Origin of the sequence: Rhizobium ruizarguesonis (assembly GCF_017357285.1) — a bacterium.
Lineage (GTDB): Bacteria > Pseudomonadota > Alphaproteobacteria > Rhizobiales > Rhizobiaceae > Rhizobium > Rhizobium ruizarguesonis.
Genome location: NZ_CP071679.1, coordinates 629,879 through 648,114, shown reverse-complemented (window position 1 = coordinate 648,114; position 18,236 = coordinate 629,879). Strand labels below are relative to the sequence as shown.

The following is an 18,236-nucleotide window of genomic DNA, read 5'->3' as shown; positions in this document are numbered from 1 at the left end:
AGGACGTCTGGAGACCGGAAAATGAAACTGTTGGAGGGCGGACGAGCCGGGCAGATCTGGCGTGACGGCAACACCGTGATCAGGCCTTCCGGCGCATGGACGCCGACGGTGCACCGGTTTTTGCGCCATCTGAGAAGCAGAGGCTTTCCGGGAGCGCCTGACCCCATTGAAATAACCGGGAACCAGGAAGTCGTCAGTTATGTCAGCGGGCGCGTCTGCGAAGACTTGAGCGACCAGTTTGTCGGGTCGGAGCGCATGCTGCTTTCCGCAGCCAGGCTACTGCGCGAATTTCATTCGGCATCTCAAGGGTTTCTGGAATCGGATCGCGCGGTCCAGGCATGGATGCTGCCGCCGCAGGAACCGCGCGAGATCATATGCCATGGAGATTATGCGCCCTACAATGTCGCCACAGCAGGTCATGAGGCCGTCGGGATCATTGATTTCGACACCGCTCATCCCGCACCCCGCATATGGGATCTGGCCTATTCGGTTTACCGCTGGGCGCCGCTCTCCGATCCTGCCAATCCTGATGTGACCTTCGGCCTCGACGATCAACTGCAGCGGGCGGAGATTTTCTGCACGGCATATGGGGCGACGATGCAAGAACGGCTCCAACTGCCGGAGATGATCTGCCGACGGCTTCAGGCGCTCATCGATTACATTTTGCCAAGTGCGGCGGCCGGAGATGAGACATTCGCGGAGCACGTGGCTAGAGGAGACGCCTGGCTGTATCTGAGCGATATGCATTATGTTCGAAGCCATCGGAATCGGCTGCTGAAGGCCCTGTGCTGACGCACCTTCGCCAACTCGAATGTCCAGCCTGCCGCATGCCCACCCTACAGCCATTTCCTCCGGCGGAAGAAGCCGAAAAGGACAAGGCACAAGGTGGCGATGACGCCAAGCACGACGAAATAGCCATACTGGGTTTTCAGCTCCGGCATATCGCTGAAATTCATCCCGTAGATGCCGGCGATCGCTGTGGGGACGGCAAGGATCGCCGCCCAGGCGGCGAGCTTGCGGGCAATCGCCGTCTGCTCCGACTGGCCGATCATCACGCTCGCCTCGAAGGCGAAGGCCAGCACCTCGCGCAGCGCGTCGATATCTTCCTGAACGCGGCGCACGTGGTCCGTTACATCGCGAAACAGCGATTGCAGCGTCGGATCCATGCCGGGAAGATCAGTGTGCTCGTATCGCCGACAGACGTCGACAAGCGGCACCACGGCGTTGCGCAGCCGCAGCAGCCTGCGCCGCAACAGGTAAAGCCGCTCGATATCGGACTTTGTCAGCTGTTCGCGCAGCACCAGATCCTCGATATTCTCGACCTCGTCCTGCACGACCTCGATGACAGGCATGTAGTTGTCGACGATGAAATCGAGGATGGAATAGAGAATGTAGTTCTCGCCGTGGGCAAGGGCCGCCGGCGTCGCCTCGCATCGCTGCCGCACCGCCAGATAGGAGGAAGAGTCGCCGTGACGAACGGAGACGACATAACCGCGGCCGACGAACAGGTGCGTTTCGCCGAAGATGATTTCGCCGTCCTTCATGTGCGCGGTCCGGGCGACGATGAACATCGCCTCCCCGTAGATCTCCAGTTTCGGGCGCTGGTGGGGCTGCGCCGCATCCTCGATCGCCAGCGGATGGAGATTGAACTCGGCCTGGACCTGGCTCAGCAGCACTTCGTCAGGCTCGTGCAGACCGATCCACACGATCGCCTTCTCTCGGCCCCGCCATTCGCCAGCCTCCTCTATCCTGATGTCGCGAATGCGTTGCCCATGCTGGTAAACGGCGGCAGCCACGACGCCGGGCCGTTCATAGGGAGGCGATGTGGAACCGCTAGCCCCCTGCGCGGGATTACTCCCCAGATTCTTCAGCTGTTCCAAATCCTGCCGTCCTCCACTCCGCACGGATCACATGTCCGCGGCCAGCTCCTCCGCCAGTCAGGCGCTCAGCCGATCATAATGCTATTTCGTAAAACATGCATCACCGCGTCGGCGCGGGGAGCTAATCGAGTTAACATGCCGCGCGGCAGCATCATGTGTCTGTGGAAATATCGTCCCAATCCTGATCCATGTAGCCGGTCAGCCAGTTGAGGGCGTAGTGTCGTTCGTAAACCACGCCCTTGTCCAAGCCGGCAGGGGGCTCTTCGCCCTTCAGCCGTGCGTTCACGGCGGCCCAATCGTAGCGGTAGATCAAGTCGGCGGCGTCGAGCAGCTCCTTCTGTGGGCGCAGCTTTGCGCGACGCATCAGCCCGTCCGTCCCCAGTTCACGAAGTGTGTTGGCAATGAATGGCACGTCGCAAATGTGGTCGGGGCGTCAAAGATCAGAGGTGATCCCGAGCGCCCATAACATGACGTGCACACCCTCGTAACGCCAGGCGAAGTTCGTCCGGTCCTGATCCGAGGGGTCGGCATCGTCCATGAACGCCTGTTCCTTAGGGGTGAAAAAACTTGCCGCGTCGAACTGCCGGATGAGACCCTGGCCCATTTCGTGGTCGCCGGTCTCGCCTTTCACGGCAACGATCGCAAGCGCAATCGCCCGCTGAACGACAGCCTTTGTATTTCGGCGGGTACTCTCGCTCTCGGGCTCGATGGTCGGCAGATGATCGATGATCGGCACGCCTTCCGATTGTAGCTGGGCGATAGACCGGGCTTTGCGTGCCCCCCCCTCGTCAGCGGGTTGCGAAACGGCTGCCTGCACCGGAAGGATCAATGCGAGAAGGGCGGAAAATATGCGCTTCATCATTTCTGGCTCCTGTCATCCCTGACGCTGCATCGATAGGCATTTTCCTGCTTTAGCGGGAGCTGAGCGCGAAGGTGGCGACGGTTTTCCGGAAAATTGGTAAACGGCATTTTTACATATGGAACAGATCGTTAAATTATTTTCCTTACAAAAGTTCTCGGTCAAGCCGGTATGAAGCCGGACTGTTCGATGGGGATTTTTGATGCGTCGTCCAAACATAAAATCGAGCTTGCTGTTGATTTTCAGTGGCATAGCTCTTCTTTTCGGGCTTGTCGCTTATCTCGCGGTCGACGGTCTTCGAAAGACGAATGGCTCCACCGAAGAAATTGCGACCAACTGGCTGCCGAGCGTGCAGGCGTCGCAGGCGATCAATCTCACCATGACGAATTTGCGCTTAGCCTACCGTGATCACATCATCGCGCAGTCGGATGCGGAAAAGAAAACGCGCGAAGAGGCCATTAAAGTCGCCGAGGATACAGTTGGCAAAGCGGTGGACGCCTATCTTACGCTGGCTTCATCCGACCACGAGCGCGAACTGATCAAGACGATCAAGGAGAGCGTTGGTGGCTACATTGCCAGCAGCTCGCAGCTGCTTGTCCTTTCCCGGGCCAACAAGACCGAGGAAGCGGGGCAATATCTGGGTGGAGAGATGCGCTCTTATTCGGATAAGCTCAAGGAAGCCACGGCGGCCCTGGTCGAACTGAACGTTAGCGGCAGCAACAAGGCCGCCGAACTCAGCAAGGAGACCTTCGCCTCGATAGAATTCGATCTGTTTGCCGCGATCGGGTTTGCGGGATTGCTCGTTCTCGGCGCCGTCGTGTTCGTGCTGACGGGCATCGCCAATCCGATTACCGGCATCACCGCCTCGATGCGGCGGCTGGCCGACGGAGACACCGGTTCGGAGATCCCGTTTGCCGACCGTGCCGACGAAATCGGATCGATGGCGGGGGCGGTCGAGATCTTCCGCCAGGCCGCGATCACCAACAAGCGGATGACAATCGAAGCCGAGGAAAACCGCAACAGGGCGGAGGCCGATCGCCTCGCCGCTCAGCAGCAGGCGGAAGCCGACGCCTCGGAGCGGCTGCGCATCGCCACCTCGGGCCTCGCCGCCGGTTTGAAGCGGCTGGCAGGAGGCGATCTCGCCTTCCAGCTCAACGAGACCTTCGCACCCGACTTCGAGGCGCTGCGCCATGACTTCAACCAGTCCGTCAACCAGCTTGGCGCGACGCTGAGAGCAATTTCCGACAGCATCGGCACGATCGACGAAGGCACGCGGGAAATCTCCTCCGGAGCGAGCGATCTTGCAAAGCGCACGGAGCAGCAGGCGGCCTCGCTCGAAGAGACGGCAGCAGCACTGGAAGAGATCACGGCAAACGTGTCGAACTCCAGCAAGCGAACCGAGGAGACGCGCACGGTGGCCACGGAGGCAAATCGCAGCGCCGGGATCTCCGCGGAAGTCGTTTCTCACGCCGAAGAGGCGATGGGACGCATTGAGACCTCGTCGCAGCAGATTTCCAATATCATCAGCGTCATCGACGAAATTGCATTCCAGACCAATCTTCTCGCCCTCAATGCTGGCGTAGAAGCGGCAAGAGCCGGTGAGGCCGGCAAGGGCTTCGCCGTCGTCGCCCAGGAAGTGCGCGAACTCGCCCAGCGCTCGGCAAGTGCTGCCAAGGAAATCAAGGGCCTTATCCAGAACTCCTCGAAGGAGGTCGAAGGCGGGGTCAAGCTGGTGCGCGATACCGGCCAGGCGTTGAAGACCATCGGCGGCTTCATCACCCAGATCAATCACCATATGGATTCGATCGCCACCTCAGCGAAAGAGCAGTCCATCGGCCTCAGCGAAGTCAACGTCGCGGTCAACCGGATGGACCAGACCACGCAACAGAACGCAACCATGGTGCAACAGTCGACGGCGGCATCCGATTCGCTCGCGCAGGAGGCCCAGAAGCTTCGCGAACTCATCGCCCAGTTCAAGCTCGATGATGTGGCCTCCAGCCATTCCTCAGCCCTTCGCTCGACGGCGAGAACGATGGCGCAGCCCGCGGCTCGTGCAGCCGTGCATGCGGTTGGCGCTCGCCGCTGAAACAGGCGGCAACAGGAAATCCAACATCAAAAGGCGCCCGGCGATTGCCGGGCGCCTTTCATTAAGTCATGACGCGAAGGCCGGATTGCGCCGCGCGCCCATTCTCAACACGAAATAGATCGCCCCGCCGATGGCGACGCCGAAGAACCAGCCGTAGGTTCCCCACCAGTCCGGCAGGATGGTGGTGAAGGTCGGCAGGATCGAAGAGAAGAGCACGCCCACCGCAAATGCGATGAAGGCATTGCCGTGCCATCCGTTCTGGAACCGGAACTCGCCATTCTCATGATAGAGCGCTTCGACGTTCAGCTGGCTTCTCCGGATAAGATAGTAATCCACCATCATGATGCCGAAGATCGGCCCCATCGTCGATCCGATGAAATTGACGAAATGCGCCGCACCCGTCTCCCAGGGAGCAAACGGGTAAAGCACGAGAGCGATCAGGGCGGCGATATATCCCCCGCGTTTGAAGTTGATCTGGCGCGGGAACACATTGGCGAAGTCGAAGGCCGGCGACACGAAGTTTGCCACGACGTTGATGCCGAGCGTTGCGATCGCGAATGTCAGCGCGGCCAGTAGCGCCAGGAACCAGCTGTCGAATTTCGCCGATATCTGTTCCGGATGCAGAAGCACCTCTCCGTAGACGGTGAAGGCGGCGGTGGTCGTCACACCTGCGACAAGGCAAAACGCCAGGAGGTTGATCGGCAGCCCCCAAAGGTTGCCTTTCTTGAGCGCCTTCTCGCTCGTTGCGTAGCGCGAGAAATCGCAGAAGTTCAGGTAAAGTGCTGCGAAATAGGTGATCCAGGTGGCGGCCACGGCAGCTAGCGCTGCAATCGAACCAGGCTCACCCGGCACGCCCGCATCCTTGGTCTTTTCGATCAGCACGTCGCGCGGGATTTCGGACCCGAAGGAGAAGGTGCCGGACTTGACGACCAGATAGACCGCAAGGACCAGCATCATGATCCAGACGGCCGGACCCGCCCAATCCTGGAACTTGCGAACCGTTTCCATCCCACGCTGAATGATCAGCAGCTGCAGCGCCCAGACGATGACGTAGCAGATGACCTCGAGGGTCGAGTGACCGAGGAAGTGGCTGTTCTGGTGAAAGGCAAGCAGGCTGTCGTTGCGGATCAGCAAGGCAACGATGGCGCCGGATGCGGCGGCGGTCTGGGCCCCGTACCAGAAGCAGGCGACCACCGCCCGGACAAGTGCCGGCACGTTCGCCCCGAACGTGCCGAAGGAGGCGCGCGCCAGAACCGGAAAGGGTACGCCGGTGCGCACGCCGGCATTGCCGACCAGGCTCATCAGAATGAAGATGACCAGCGATCCAATGCCGATGGCGATGACGAAATTGACGAAGCTGCCGCACAGCAGGAACAAGCTCGCCGCCAGATAGTAGCCCCACAGGCTGTGGACGTCTGATGTCCAGACGTTAAAGATGCTGAATGCACCCCATTTACGCTCCTCGGCGGGTGCAAGATCCTCGTTGTATAACGAGGGAGACGGATTTCGTACGCTCATGAATGCCCTCCCCTATCCTTGAGGCCAAATCGACCACAGGCGGAAGTCTGCTCTTCATTTGTGCAGATGACAATTTAATAGTCACTTTATACACATCTCTTGACGATGCCTCAGGATTAGCCATGCGCGCCCGCCCGAGACACCAGATCTCATCATTGCGAGCCGACGACACGTCCGGCCAGGCGAAACGGACTTGCGACTGCGGCGCCGGCGGCATCGAAGACATAGGCGCCAACATCGCCGGCGGTCGACCGCCTTCCGCTTTCGAAGGAGGCAAGCTGCGCGCCGAACTTGGCGAGCGATGCGTAGCGGTCATGCCCCAGCCCGTCGGATGCCTGGATCGACGTGATGTCGATGACCCGAAGCCTTTCCTTCAAGGCAGCCTCCTTGATGACGGGATCGTCGATATCGAGGCGTCCGACACGCGCCCGCTCTCCCGCTATGAAGCTCGAGGCCACCAGCGCCCGGTCGTCCTTCGAAACGAGAAGAGATATCGGGATCGGCATCCGCCCGATATCCTTCAGCTGGGACCGGAAAACATCGACGTCGATGTCAGGGGCGGCGAGAATCACCGCCAGTTTGCCGATGACGTCGTCGCGATGCTGCAGTTTGAGCTGGCGCACCGTCTCCATGACCAGGAATCCGCCCATGCTGTGCCCGAAAAGGATGATGCGTTTCACCTTTCCGGAAGTCGAGAGCGAGGTGACAAGCGAGTCGAGGTCGCTGCGCGAGGAAAGGGCCGCATCGCGGTCGGCGACATAGCCGGCGACGGCCGCCGCCGAAGGCCACGAAAACAGGATCGGAGAGCCTGGAATATTGGCGTCCGCGGCGATCTGCGCGGTGCGAAACAACGCCTCCTGATAGCTATAGTTGTAGCCGTGGACAAAGATGCCGACGGTGCCGTCGGACTGCGTGGAGCGGAGCGCCTCCTCTAGGAAGGCGTCCTTTGCAAGCTGCTTGCGCCTGATAACGGCAAATTGGCGTTCGGGATCCGGTCTCGAGTTCGGATAGGTGATCGCGGTGTCCTTCCGGCCGGGAGGGACCGAAAACGCATATTGCTCGTAGGTGAGATTGTCAGCCCAGGCGCTCCCGAACCCGCCGCGTGCGGTGTCGAGGCTCCTGTTCGTCGCAGCGAGCACGTTCACCCGGCTTGGGGCGGCTTCTTCGGAGTGAAGCGATGCGTTCAGATGAGCTGGGAGATGAACGGGCTGATGGACCGGGTTCAACACATCGGGCGACGGTCTTGTGGCGCAACCAGCAAGCATCGCCAGGCCGATTGCGACCAGCATCGCCTTGGCCCTCATCGGAAACCTGTCCAAACGCTGTTCCGTCATCGAACTCTCTCCTCGGAGACCAGGACATGCAGCGGCCGCCGCGGCGGCCACACGCGATGGACGTAAAAGCCCATGCTCATGCCTTTGCCGCGGCTTCGGCCTGAACACCTTCATCCCTCGGAATCCTGAACCACGCGACATAGAGCGCAGGCAGGAACAGCAGGGTGAGCGCGGTTCCGACGACGATACCGCCCATCATGGCGTAGGCCATCGGCCCCCAGAAGATCTCGCGCGAGATCGGGATCAGCGCCAGCGTGGCTGCCGCGGCCGTCAGCATGATCGGTCGCATGCGGTGTTCGGTTGCCTCGATGACCGCCTGCCAGGGCGCCATTCCTTCACTGCGCAGATGTTCGATCTGGACGACCAGAATGACGGAGTTGCGGATCAGGATGCCGATCAGCGCCAGCACGCCGAGGATCGCGACGAAGCCCATGGGAGCATTGCTCAGCAAAAGTGCTGCGACCACGCCGATCAGGGCCGTCGGCGCGACGGCGAACACCAGGAAGAGGCGGCTGAAGCTTTGCAGCTGGATCATCAGGATCGTCGCCATCGCAAACAGCATCAGGGGAGCGACCGCCACGATCGGCCCCTGTGAGTCGGCGCTGGATTCGACCGCCCCGCCGACTTCTACCTTGTATCCCACGGGAAGGTTTTTCTGAAATTCTTCCACCTTGGGCTTGAGTTGGTCGACGATCGTGGCCGGTTGCGTCGGACCGACGACGGCCGCCTTGACAGTTATGGTGGGTTGCCTGTCGCGACGCCAGATCGTCGGCTGCTCGAGCTCGTAGCGGAAATTCGCCACGGCGGAGAGAGGCACGACCTTGCCGTTGGAGGTGGAGAGCTGCAGGTTCTCAAGCGTCTGGATGGAGTCGCGCTCGGATGCCCTGGCGCGGCCGATGACGTTGACCAGGTAGATGTCGTCTCGAACCTGGGTGGCCGTCGAGCCTTCGACGATGCCGTTAAGGGCGGTAGCAATGTCCTCGGAGGAAACGCCGAGCTGGCGCGCCTTGTCCTGCAGGACATCGACCTTCACCACGCGGGACGGCTCGTTCCAGTCCAGGACCATGTTTGCCAGAAGCGGGTGCGATCCCATGACGCCGGCAAACTGCTGCGAGAGGTCGCGGACCTTTTGAACATCGGGGCCGGTGATCCGGTACTGGACCGGCTTGCCTACCGGCGGACCGATGTCGAGAAGCTTCACGAAGGCGTCGGTGCCAGGGAAGGTCTTTGTCAGATAGTCCTGCAGTTCCGCCCGCACCTTGTCGCGCACGTCGAGCCCTTTGGTGACGATGATCGTCTGTCCGAACGACACGTCGGGCGTCTGTACGTCGAAGGACAGAATGAAGCGTGGCGCGCCCTGGCCGACATAGGTCGTCCAATGATCGATATCCTTGTTGTCGGCCAGCATCTCCTTTTCGAATCTCGCCATCTGCCTGTTGGTTTCGGCGATCGAACTGTTGTGGGGGAGGTTCCAGTCGATGACCAGCTCGGTCCTGTCCGAGCTCGGAAAGAACTGCTGCTGCACCAGCCCCATGCCGCCAATCGAAAGCGCGAAAACGCCAACCGTCAGAATGATGGTGACCCAGCGCCAGCGCATCGCCAGCCCCAGAAGCCAAGAGAAGACCGAGGCGAAGCGGCCCTTCTTTTCGTGATGCGATTTCATCGTCTTCGGCAGGATCGTGACGCCGAGAAGCGGCGTGAACAGCACCGCCACCACCCAGGAGACGATCAGCGAAACTGCGATGACCACGAAAAGCGTGAAGGTGAATTCACCGGCGGCGCTGTTGTTGAGACCAACCGGAATGAAGCCCGCAACGGTGACGAGCGTTCCCGTCAGCATCGGAAAGGCGGTCGACGTATAAACGTGGGTGGCGGCCTTCCTGAGATCGTCGCCCGCCTCCAGGCGGGCCACCATCATCTCGACGGCGATCATGGCGTCGTCGACAAGCAGCCCGAGCGCAATGATGAGCGCGCCGAGCGAGATGCGCTGAAGCGAAATGCCGGAATATTCCATCACCACGAAAGTGATCGCCAGGACGAGCGGAATGGAGATAGCCACCACCATGCCGGCGCGAAGACCAAGGCTGATGAAGCTGATGATCAGCACGATGACGATCGCTTCGAAGAGCGCGCGGGTAAATCCGGACACCGCTTCGTCGACAACGGCCGGCTGATCGGAAACGCGGTGGACATCCACGCCGATCGGAAGGTCAGCGACGACACGTTTCATCTGCGCGTCGAGCCCCTCGCCGAACTCCAGAAGATTGGCGCCCTGCTTCATGCCGATCGCAAGCCCGATCGCCGGCTGGCCGTTGAAGCGGAACAGCGCCGACGGCGGATCCACGTAGCCGCGTTTGATCGTGGCGACATCGCTCAGCGGAAAGAAGCGGTCGTTGATCCGAAGATTGATCGATCTCAGGCTGTCCTCGGACGTGAACTGTCCACTCACCCGCAAGGCGATGCGCTCCGGCCCGGCGTCAACGAAGCCGGACTGCGTGACGGCATTCTGCGCCTGCAGGGTCTGGATGACCGACTGCTGGTCGATCCCGAGCGCTGCGATCTGGCGTGTGGAGAATTCGAGATAGATCGCCTCGTCCTGGGCGCCGATCACATCGACCTTGCCGACGTTGGGCACGGTCAGAACCTTAGAACGGGCGTCTTCCACGAGATCGCGAAGCTGGCGCTGGGTAAGGCCGTCGCTGGTGAAGGCGTAGATGTTTCCGAAGACGTCGCCGAAGCGATCGTTGAAGAAAGGACCGACGACCCCGGTGGGGAAATCGCCCTTGATGTCGGCGATCATGTTGCGGATGCGCAGCCAGGTCGGCGCGACATCCTTGGCCTTGGTCGTTGGCAACAGCTCGACGAAGACTGTCGTCTGGCCGGCAACGGTCTCGCTCTTGGTGTAGTCAAGCGATTCCAGTTCCTGGAGCTTCTTCTCGATCCTGTCGGTCACCTGCCGCGTCACCTCTTCGGCGGAGGCGCCGGGCCACTGGGCGGTGATCACCATCGTCTTGATCGTGAAGTTCGGGTCTTCCTCGCGGCCGAGCTTCACGTAGGAGAAGGCGCCTGCGAGAATGAAGACGATCATGAAGTACCAGACGAGCGAACGGTGTTCGAGCGCCCAGTCGGAAAGATTGAAGGACTTCACTGGCTGATCTCCTGGTCGATCCTGATGGCCTGGCCATCTTCGAGTTTATGCACGCCTGCCACGACCACCCTTTCTCCGGGGGCGAGCCCTTCGCTGACGCGGACCGTGCCGCCGTCTTCGACGTCACCGTCGATCTTGACGCGGCGAAGTGATACCTTCCTGGCCGGCGCATCGACGATCCAGACGCTCGGGCCGTCGCTGCCGACAAGGATTGCGGAGGAAGGCAGGACGATCTGCGGATCGGCTGCAATGGTTGCCGAGGCTGATATGACGGAGCCCAGCCGGAAGGTGGCGGGGGGATCGCTCAGTGCGATCTTGGTCCTGCTCGTGCGGGTGGACGTCTCCGCCTCTGGTGCTATTTCACGCACGATCCCGGACGTGCGGATGGTCGGATCGAGCTGCAGCGTCACCTCGAAGGGCGCGCCGATCTTCAGTTTCTGGGCGGCTGCCTGGGGCACGTCGACCACGGCATCGCGCTTGTCCGGCCGTGCGATAGTGACGACCGTCTGGCCGGCCGACACCACCTGTCCGACCTCGGCCGAGGTCGCCGTCACCACCCCGTCGAATTCCGCCCGAAGCTGCGCGTAGCCGAGTTGCTCCGTGGCCTTGTCGAGATTGGCCTGTGCCTTGGCGACGGCGGCGGCCGCCGTCCGCCTTGCCTGTTCGGCCTCTTCGAGCGAGGCTTCGGTGCCTGAGCGCGACTCCAGCAACGCGCGCTGGCGCTGCTCTGTGGTCACCGCGTTCCTGAGCTGGGCGTCGCTGTTCTCCACGTCAGACTGCGCGTTGCGCACGGCAAGCTCCAGCGCCAGCGGATCGATGGCGGCAACGACATCATCCTTCTTGACGAGATCGCCGACATTGACGTTGCGGGCGATCATCCGCCCGAGAATCCGGAAGCCGAGTTCGGTCTCGATCGTCGGTTCGATCGTGCCGGTCAGGCTCAAGCTCGAAGACGACGTTTGCTTGACTGTCATCGACAGCACGGGACGGGGCGCTTCCTCCTTGCTTTCCTCCTGCGGCGTGCAGGAGGAGATCAGGGCCGTACCCATCATCAGTGCGACTATCTTGGGACGAATAATCACTTGGAAGCTTCCTTGACATAAGACACGATTTCACCCGGCCTGAGGAACTTGGTTCCGTCGGCCACCACGACCTCTCCTTCCGACACGCCTGACTTGACGATGAAGCTGCCGGTCTCGTAGCCGGAGACATCCACCGCCCTTGCCGAAACCGCAGACGATGCTGGATCGACAATCCATACGGCCGGCTTGCCGTCCTTGGATGTCATGGCGGACCAGGGAAGCTGGATGACGTCCTGCGAGACATAATCGAATCTTCCGACGACGGGAGCGCCGAGGGGGATCGGAGCGTCGCTCGATATCGCGACCTTGACCTTGATGGTTCCGGTGGAGGAATCGATCGTCGGCGAAATCTCGCGAACCTTCGCCGCGATCTTCTGCGAGGGGTTCGACAGAAGGGCCACGGTCCCGTCGCCGTCGATCGGCCGCAGGAACGCGCTTTCGACCACTTCAAAGACGGCATCCCGGTCGCCGTCATGGGCAAGCGTGAAGACGACCTGGGCGGCCTGCGCCACCTGCCCGACCTCGGCATTGCGGGCGGTGATCATCCCGTCGGCGTCCGCCTTCAGCTCTGTGTAGGACAGAGTATCCTGAGCGGTTTCCAACAGCGCCTGCGCCGACTTCGTCGATGCCTGCGCGGTCAGAAGCGCCTCCTGCGCCTGGTCGAGTGCCGCACGCGTCGTCACCTGCGTTCGAAACAGGCTCTGCTGGCGGTCGTATGCGAGCTGCGCCTGGGTTTGCTGCGCCTCAGCCGACTGAAGATTGGCAGCTGCCACATCCAGCTCGGCCTTCTGCTCTTCAGGATCGATCCGCGCGAGGAGCTGCCCCGCCTTCACGGACTGTCCGACTTCCACCAGCCGCTCGATGATCTTGCCGCTGACGCGGAAGGACAGATCGGTCTGCACACGGGCGCGGACTTCGCCGGTGACCGCGCCACCTTGGACCAGCGGCTCAGGCTTGGCGACGACGACGCCGACCTGCCGTGCGGTGGGCTCAGTCGGCCCGCGCTCATCGCTGCATGATCCGAGACCGACGGCGCATGCGATCGCTGTGGCGACCAGAATGGTTCTCATAGTTGACCTCTTGCTCTCAACGGCAGCTGCTATATAATTGACTGACGCATTAGTCAATGAAACTTTGCGCCGCAGGGACGAGGGCGTGCGCAACAAGGGAGGCGAGGCAAATGGCAGCTCAGAAGAAGATCACGCGCGCGGAACAGAAAGCGCTCCGGCCCATCCAGATCCTGGATGCCGCCTTCGAGGAATTCGTGAGATGCGGTTTCGCTGGCACACGCGTCGAAGACATCGCCGACAGGGTCGGCGTCACCAAGGGTACGGTGTATGTCTACTTCGAGACGAAGGAGAAGCTTTTCGAAGCCATGATCAACCACTTTTCCGTGCCGTTTCAGGAACTGCTGGGGATCACCGAGGGCCTCAGCGGCAGCGCCACCGACCGGCTACTTTCCATTCTCGGCCTGCTCTACGAACAAATCGCCGAGGATCGCACGACCCGCGAGCTGACGCGGCTCGTCATTGCCGAAGGACACCGGTTCCCCGACCTGATCGACCGCCACCACGATCAGTTCATTGAGCCGATCATCGCCAAGGTCGACGCTCTCATTCTCGAGGGTGTGGCGTCGGGGGAGTTTCGCGAAATTCCGGTGGAATTCTCCGAAATCGTGGTCGCGCCCATCCTGACGACGACCGTTCTGCGGCTGATATTCGACGACCGCCGCGTGCCCACTCCCAACAAGGAGGCCTTCCTGCAGGCCTATTTCGACCTGCTGCTCAACGGCCTGCTTGCCAAACCTCACTGATGGCCGAATGACGAATAATTCCGCGCCAAACACGTAGATCTTTTGACGTTTTTATGTAAAAACATTGAGTTAGCTATGCCTTCGAAGGCGCGACCTCAATTCGTGACGGAAAAAGTGGAACGCAAAGTCAATCTCAAGGATGTCGCGCGCGATGCTGACGTATCGCTGAGCACGGCCTCGCACGCGCTGAACGGAACCGCACCGCTGACAATCGAGGTGCGCGAGAGGGTTCTGGATTCGGCAATACGCCTGGGTTACCTCGACCGCCGGAGGAAGAAGGCGACGATCGCGACCTTACGCGTCCTGCTTCTCGCCATTCCAGACGATGCCGCGCCGGAGAGCGACCTCAACCTGGTGAGCTGGACGATCCTCAACGGCCTTCGCAGGGAGTGCGAGCGCCGCGGCATCAGGATCGTACCCTTTGTCAGCACCGGCCGCCGCATCGACGGCGCCCAAGTCAGGCAGATCGCGCTTTCGGAGCGCGCCGACGGCATCGTGGTCCTGAACGACGATCAGCCGGAACTGATCCGTAGCCTCGCCTCCCCTGATATGCCGGTCGTCATCGTCAACGGCGAAGACCCGGCGATGCTGGTCGATACGGTGACGCCCGAAAACCGTTTCGGGGCGCGGCTCGGCATCGAGCACCTGCTGGCACTCGGACATCGCCGCATCCTGCACCTGACCTGGAAGGGCCGCACGACGATCCAGCGCCGATATGACGGTTTTTCCGATGCCTATTTCGCCGCGCAGCTTCCCGTGCCTGACGATATGATCGTCGAGGCAGAGGGATATGAGCCCCGGCACGGCGAGGCTGCCATCAACGCACTGCTCGACCGCGATGCAACGATGAAAGGCGCGACCGCCGTCTTCTGCGCGGCCGACAATCTGGCGCTCGGCTGCCTGAAGGCATTGGCCGATCACGACATCCGCGTGCCCGAAGCGATATCAGTCCTCGGATTCGACGACATCGTTCCCGGCGAGTTCAGCCGCCCGCCGCTTTCGACGATCAGCGTCCCCACAGACAGGCTCGGCGCTGCCGCTTTGGCGCTCATCGAACAGCGCCTGATCGCCAACGATCCGCAAAGACCGGCCCATCGCCTGGAACTCGGATGCCATCTCGTCTTGAGGGGTAGCGTCGCGCCGCCGCGCGAGAATGCAACGCATCGAGCCTGATCGATGCGTTGCATTCGGAGAGCACGATGACCAAAATCCTTGCTGCAACCCTATCGATCTCATTGTGCATCATGATCGATGCTTCGATAGCCATTGCGTCCGACGCTAAAGAAACCTTGCAAATTCCCAAGATCTTTAGTGCAGTGAAGCTTCAAGACTGCAACCAGTACGATGGTAAGGAGCGTCGCGCTTGTGAGGCGACCACGCTCAGACTTGGATACTTTAGCTGGGGCCTCGTGTTCGCAGCGCAAGGCTTCGATCTAGCTCCGCGAATATTGCGCAGTGATCTTGGAGCGTTCCGCGATTTTGTAAAAAGCGATCCGACTTACTCAACGCAAAGATTGGCGGTCCAGGCCTTCTTGAGCAAACCCTTCAAGATTTGCGCCTCTGATGGCTGCGGAAAATACCTCGGCCTATCGGAACGGGAACTAGAGGCCACGTCGGCGGAGTTCAACGAGAGTCGACGGTCGATGATTTGTCTTCTCAAACGAGACCGGTCGAAAGACAAGGCGGGCGGCGCGCTCCACGATCGGACATTGCTCACCGATGTCTGGCAAATGCAGCGCGGCCTGATCCCATCCTGTGCGCCGGTATCGACTGCTGTTGAAGAAATTATTAGGCGCGCCTTCCGTAGTTAGCTAGCGCAAGCGCTCGGCCCGCAAGCGCGTATCGCGCGGGCTTTCTCCAAAGGTGCTGCGGTAGACAATGGAAAATCTGCCCGCATGAGAAAAACCCCACATCGCGCAGATTTCGCGGACGGATCGCTGATTCATCGGATCCCGCAGTTGGTCGCGGGCTGCCTGCAGCCTGATCGTGCGCAAGTAACTGCCCGGTGAAGTTCCCCTGAAGGCCTTGAAGCCCGTTTGCAGTGCGCGAAGTGAAACACCGACATCATCCGCAACCATCGTCATTGTAAGAGGCTCTGCGATATTGGCGTGCATATAGTCGATAGCACGACGGACATGCCACGGCGCGACCAACGACACTTTCTTTTTTTCCATATGGCCAGAAAGACGGTGGCGGCCAAATCGGATCACGAGGTTAGCAAGCGTTTCGCTCATCGCCGCCACGGCCAGAGGTGAAGACAGAAGCGGACCGTCATTGCGCATACCCTGCACGATCGTCTGCACCAGACTGCCGATAAGCTGACCTGACGGTGTTGCGAGATCCACAACGGGCTCAAGGTCAAGCGACTCAAGGATCGGCGTTTCCATCAGTGAAACGAGCATTCGTCTCACAACTTTCCAATCCAGGAAGAGAGCGTCCGAGCAGTGCGGGCCTTGGATGAAACGATCGCCAGCCTCGTGGTTGTTGGCCATGAGAAGACGACCTGGCCCACTTTCAACCACCTTTTTTCCAATGGACAGTCGAAAGGATCCCGTGTGCGGAATGTAAAACGCAAGGTGTTGCGGCGTCTCATCGAGTGTCCGAATTGTCCAGGAGCTCTGATAAACCGAATGAAGCACCGTAAACGCCTCACTTGTTCTCAAGTCCGCTGCCCAAGCAAAGGCCCGGTCGTTGCTCAACGGCTTCGCGCTAAAGACCCCGTAGCCCGCAGAATAGGCTCGAACCATCGACTCGAAGTCACTGCCTTCATGCGTTGGCGCAAACCCGTATGCCTCACGCTCAGGAGCGCGCGCCGTATTTTCGGATCTCAACGATATCTGCAACTCGGTTGTTTCCCTTTCCACACCCCGACCGGCTAACCGCCTTTCAAGCGCTCCATCCCGTTTGAGATCGCCGCAACGCCGATATCCTGCCTTCCAAACGCTCGGACACGATCCCCTTTGAAAGGCCGTCAGCCTCACTGGCTTGACCAATCTCAATGAGGTAAGCAGGGCCGGGAAAGCGGGGATCGAATTCCTTGTTTGACAGAAGCAAAATGCCCTCCCAATGTGGTTCACACTCACAGTGTAAATCAAAACGAACCGAAAATGAAGTATGATCCGCTAAACCATGTTGCCGCGCATTTTTTGCGAGATACACAATCCGTGCGCGTAGCTTCCCGCAACGAGCGCGACCTGTTGCGGCTGATCTGGAAGTCTCCAGGGATCGAGCGCTCCGACCTGACAGAGCCGCTCGATCTCACCCAGCAATCGTTGCACAGGATCGTCGCGCGGCTTCATGAGCGAGGAATGCTCATCTTTTCCCATCCGGAAACCCGGCGGCCGGGACCGCCCAGCCCGGAGCTGACCCTTCGCAAAGACTGGTGTTTAACCCTGGGCATCTCCGTGAACGTCGGCTCGATCGGCCTTTGCCTCATGGGTTTCGGCGAACCTTTGGAAAAAATGGAAATCCAACAGGCAGGCTCCTCGCTATCCGCTGAAATGCAGCGGATCGAAGCGGCGGTCGAAGAGCTTCTTGCCCGCCGAAGCGCCAAACGGCGTGACGTCCTCGGCGTCGGCCTGGCCGTCGCCGGCCACCGGATGCTGGAGACGGCCTTCAATTGCCCCTTGCCGCTCGCTCATTGGTCACTGATCGACCTGGCGCCTTTGCTGGGAGAGCAACTTGGCCTGCCGGTCTGGGCAGACAATGTCGCCAGGACCGCAGCCTTGGCGGAAGCCATTTTCGGTGTCGGCCGGGATGTCGCGGATTTCGCCTATATCGCCCATCTTCATGGCTATGGCGGCGGCCTGGTTGCCGGAGGCATGCCGTTTCGCGGCAATTTCGGCAACGCCGGCGAATTTTCCGTTCTCTTCGGACGTCAGGACTATGAGGAACGCCCTGCGCTCGGCGTCCTGCTTGAACATCTTCGTGCCAAGGGACGCTCGAACTTGACCCTGAGAGACCTGAAGAACGACGACCTGATGGATTGGGATGGCATCGGGGAGTGGATCGATCGCGTCACGCCGGCCCACAATCGCGCCATTAATGCGATCTGCGCAATATTCGACCCGGCATTGATCGTCCTTGGCGGCGAGCTTCCGCATTCACTCGCGAGAATGCTGATCGAACGGACCGAGTTCAACAATCTGCCTCGGCATGGCGTTTTACGCGACGTCCCCAGGCTTGCCGTGGCACAGATAATCGATGCCCCCGGTGCAATCGGCGCGGCCTTGATCCCGCTCTTCGAAACCGTTTTGTGATATGGGCAGGACGCCGCAGCACTTTGTACTCGACGTCAACATAGCCTAAAACGGCGGCCTATCAAGTCGCGGAGGCGGCCGGCTTCGGTGGCAAGCGCTACGCTCGCCGCGGCGCATACCGCCCTAAAAATGAGCGACGGCCTTGGGAGTCATCCGCAAAGACAAAAACCGAAACGCGCCGCATGAACCAAGTTCAATGCGACGCGCCTCAGCCGGGAGGAGGACGTGGTATGGATTCTTCGGCGATTGCGGGGAGG

General features: G+C 60.6%; 13 protein-coding genes and 1 pseudogene. 6 read left to right on the top strand and 8 right to left on the bottom strand.

Going from position 1 to position 18,236, the window contains the following annotated elements; all coding sequences use genetic code 11:
• Positions 1–21: 21 nt before the first annotated feature.
• Positions 22–792, top strand: coding sequence for a phosphotransferase enzyme family protein (locus tag J3P73_RS27505; RefSeq protein ID WP_024319677.1), 771 nt, complete (start codon positions 22–24; stop codon positions 790–792).
• Positions 793–836: 44 nt separating this feature from the next.
• Here the strand turns inward: J3P73_RS27505 and J3P73_RS27500 are convergent, their stop codons facing one another.
• On the bottom strand, positions 837–1,880 hold the full coding sequence (locus J3P73_RS27500) for a magnesium and cobalt transport protein CorA (protein ID WP_024319676.1): 1,044 nt from the start codon (positions 1,878–1,880) through the stop codon (positions 837–839).
• 151 nt (positions 1,881–2,031) lie between these two features.
• Positions 2,032–2,742 (bottom strand): annotated as a pseudogene (locus J3P73_RS27495) (DUF4272 domain-containing protein).
• Between the two features lie 199 nt (positions 2,743–2,941).
• Between J3P73_RS27495 and J3P73_RS27490 the strand changes: the two are divergent.
• Positions 2,942–4,825: a HAMP domain-containing methyl-accepting chemotaxis protein gene (locus J3P73_RS27490; protein ID WP_024319675.1), complete on the top strand. Its 1,884-nt coding sequence runs from the start codon at positions 2,942–2,944 to the stop codon at positions 4,823–4,825.
• 66 nt (positions 4,826–4,891) lie between these two features.
• Here J3P73_RS27490 and J3P73_RS27485 read toward each other — a convergent pair whose 3' ends face one another.
• From J3P73_RS27485 to J3P73_RS27465, 5 genes are all read right to left on the bottom strand, one after another.
• A complete protein-coding gene (locus J3P73_RS27485; RefSeq protein WP_018073008.1) occupies positions 4,892–6,343 on the bottom strand; it encodes an NCS1 family nucleobase:cation symporter-1 in 1,452 nt (483 codons plus the stop codon).
• A gap of 152 nt (positions 6,344–6,495) precedes the next feature.
• Positions 6,496–7,677 (bottom strand): alpha/beta hydrolase, encoded by a 1,182-nt coding sequence (locus J3P73_RS27480; protein WP_027688276.1) that lies wholly within the window; start codon positions 7,675–7,677, stop codon positions 6,496–6,498.
• A 76-nt stretch (positions 7,678–7,753) separates the two neighbouring features.
• A complete protein-coding gene (locus tag J3P73_RS27475) occupies positions 7,754–10,825 on the bottom strand; it encodes an efflux RND transporter permease subunit (RefSeq protein WP_024319673.1) in 3,072 nt (1,023 codons plus the stop codon).
• Positions 10,822–11,907 (bottom strand): efflux RND transporter periplasmic adaptor subunit, encoded by a 1,086-nt coding sequence (locus J3P73_RS27470; protein WP_130656995.1) that lies wholly within the window; start codon positions 11,905–11,907, stop codon positions 10,822–10,824. Before J3P73_RS27470 ends, J3P73_RS27475 begins: the two co-directional genes overlap by 4 nt.
• Positions 11,904–12,977 carry an efflux RND transporter periplasmic adaptor subunit gene (locus J3P73_RS27465; RefSeq protein WP_130663346.1) on the bottom strand — a complete coding sequence of 358 codons (1,074 nt, stop codon included), beginning with the start codon at positions 12,975–12,977 and terminating at the stop codon, positions 11,904–11,906. The genes J3P73_RS27470 and J3P73_RS27465 overlap by 4 nt, the downstream gene beginning before the upstream one ends.
• Before the next feature lie 110 nt (positions 12,978–13,087).
• Between J3P73_RS27465 and J3P73_RS27460 the strand changes: the two genes are divergently transcribed.
• From J3P73_RS27460 to J3P73_RS27450, 3 genes are all read left to right on the top strand, one after another.
• On the top strand, positions 13,088–13,720 hold the full coding sequence (locus tag J3P73_RS27460) for a TetR/AcrR family transcriptional regulator (protein ID WP_018073003.1): 633 nt from the start codon (positions 13,088–13,090) through the stop codon (positions 13,718–13,720).
• Between the two features lie 75 nt (positions 13,721–13,795).
• On the top strand, positions 13,796–14,893 hold the full coding sequence (locus J3P73_RS27455; protein ID WP_172643695.1) for a LacI family DNA-binding transcriptional regulator: 1,098 nt from the start codon (positions 13,796–13,798) through the stop codon (positions 14,891–14,893).
• A 26-nt stretch (positions 14,894–14,919) separates the two neighbouring features.
• A complete protein-coding gene (locus tag J3P73_RS27450) occupies positions 14,920–15,531 on the top strand; it encodes a hypothetical protein (protein ID WP_024319668.1) in 612 nt (203 codons plus the stop codon).
• Here the strand turns inward: J3P73_RS27450 and J3P73_RS27445 are convergent, their stop codons facing one another.
• Positions 15,532–16,551 (bottom strand): AraC family transcriptional regulator, encoded by a 1,020-nt coding sequence (locus J3P73_RS27445; protein WP_024319667.1) that lies wholly within the window; start codon positions 16,549–16,551, stop codon positions 15,532–15,534.
• A gap of 276 nt (positions 16,552–16,827) precedes the next feature.
• Between J3P73_RS27445 and J3P73_RS27440 the strand changes: the two genes are divergently transcribed.
• Positions 16,828–17,979, top strand: coding sequence for an ROK family transcriptional regulator (locus J3P73_RS27440; RefSeq protein WP_024319666.1), 1,152 nt, complete (start codon positions 16,828–16,830; stop codon positions 17,977–17,979).
• Positions 17,980–18,236: the final 257 nt, after the last annotated feature.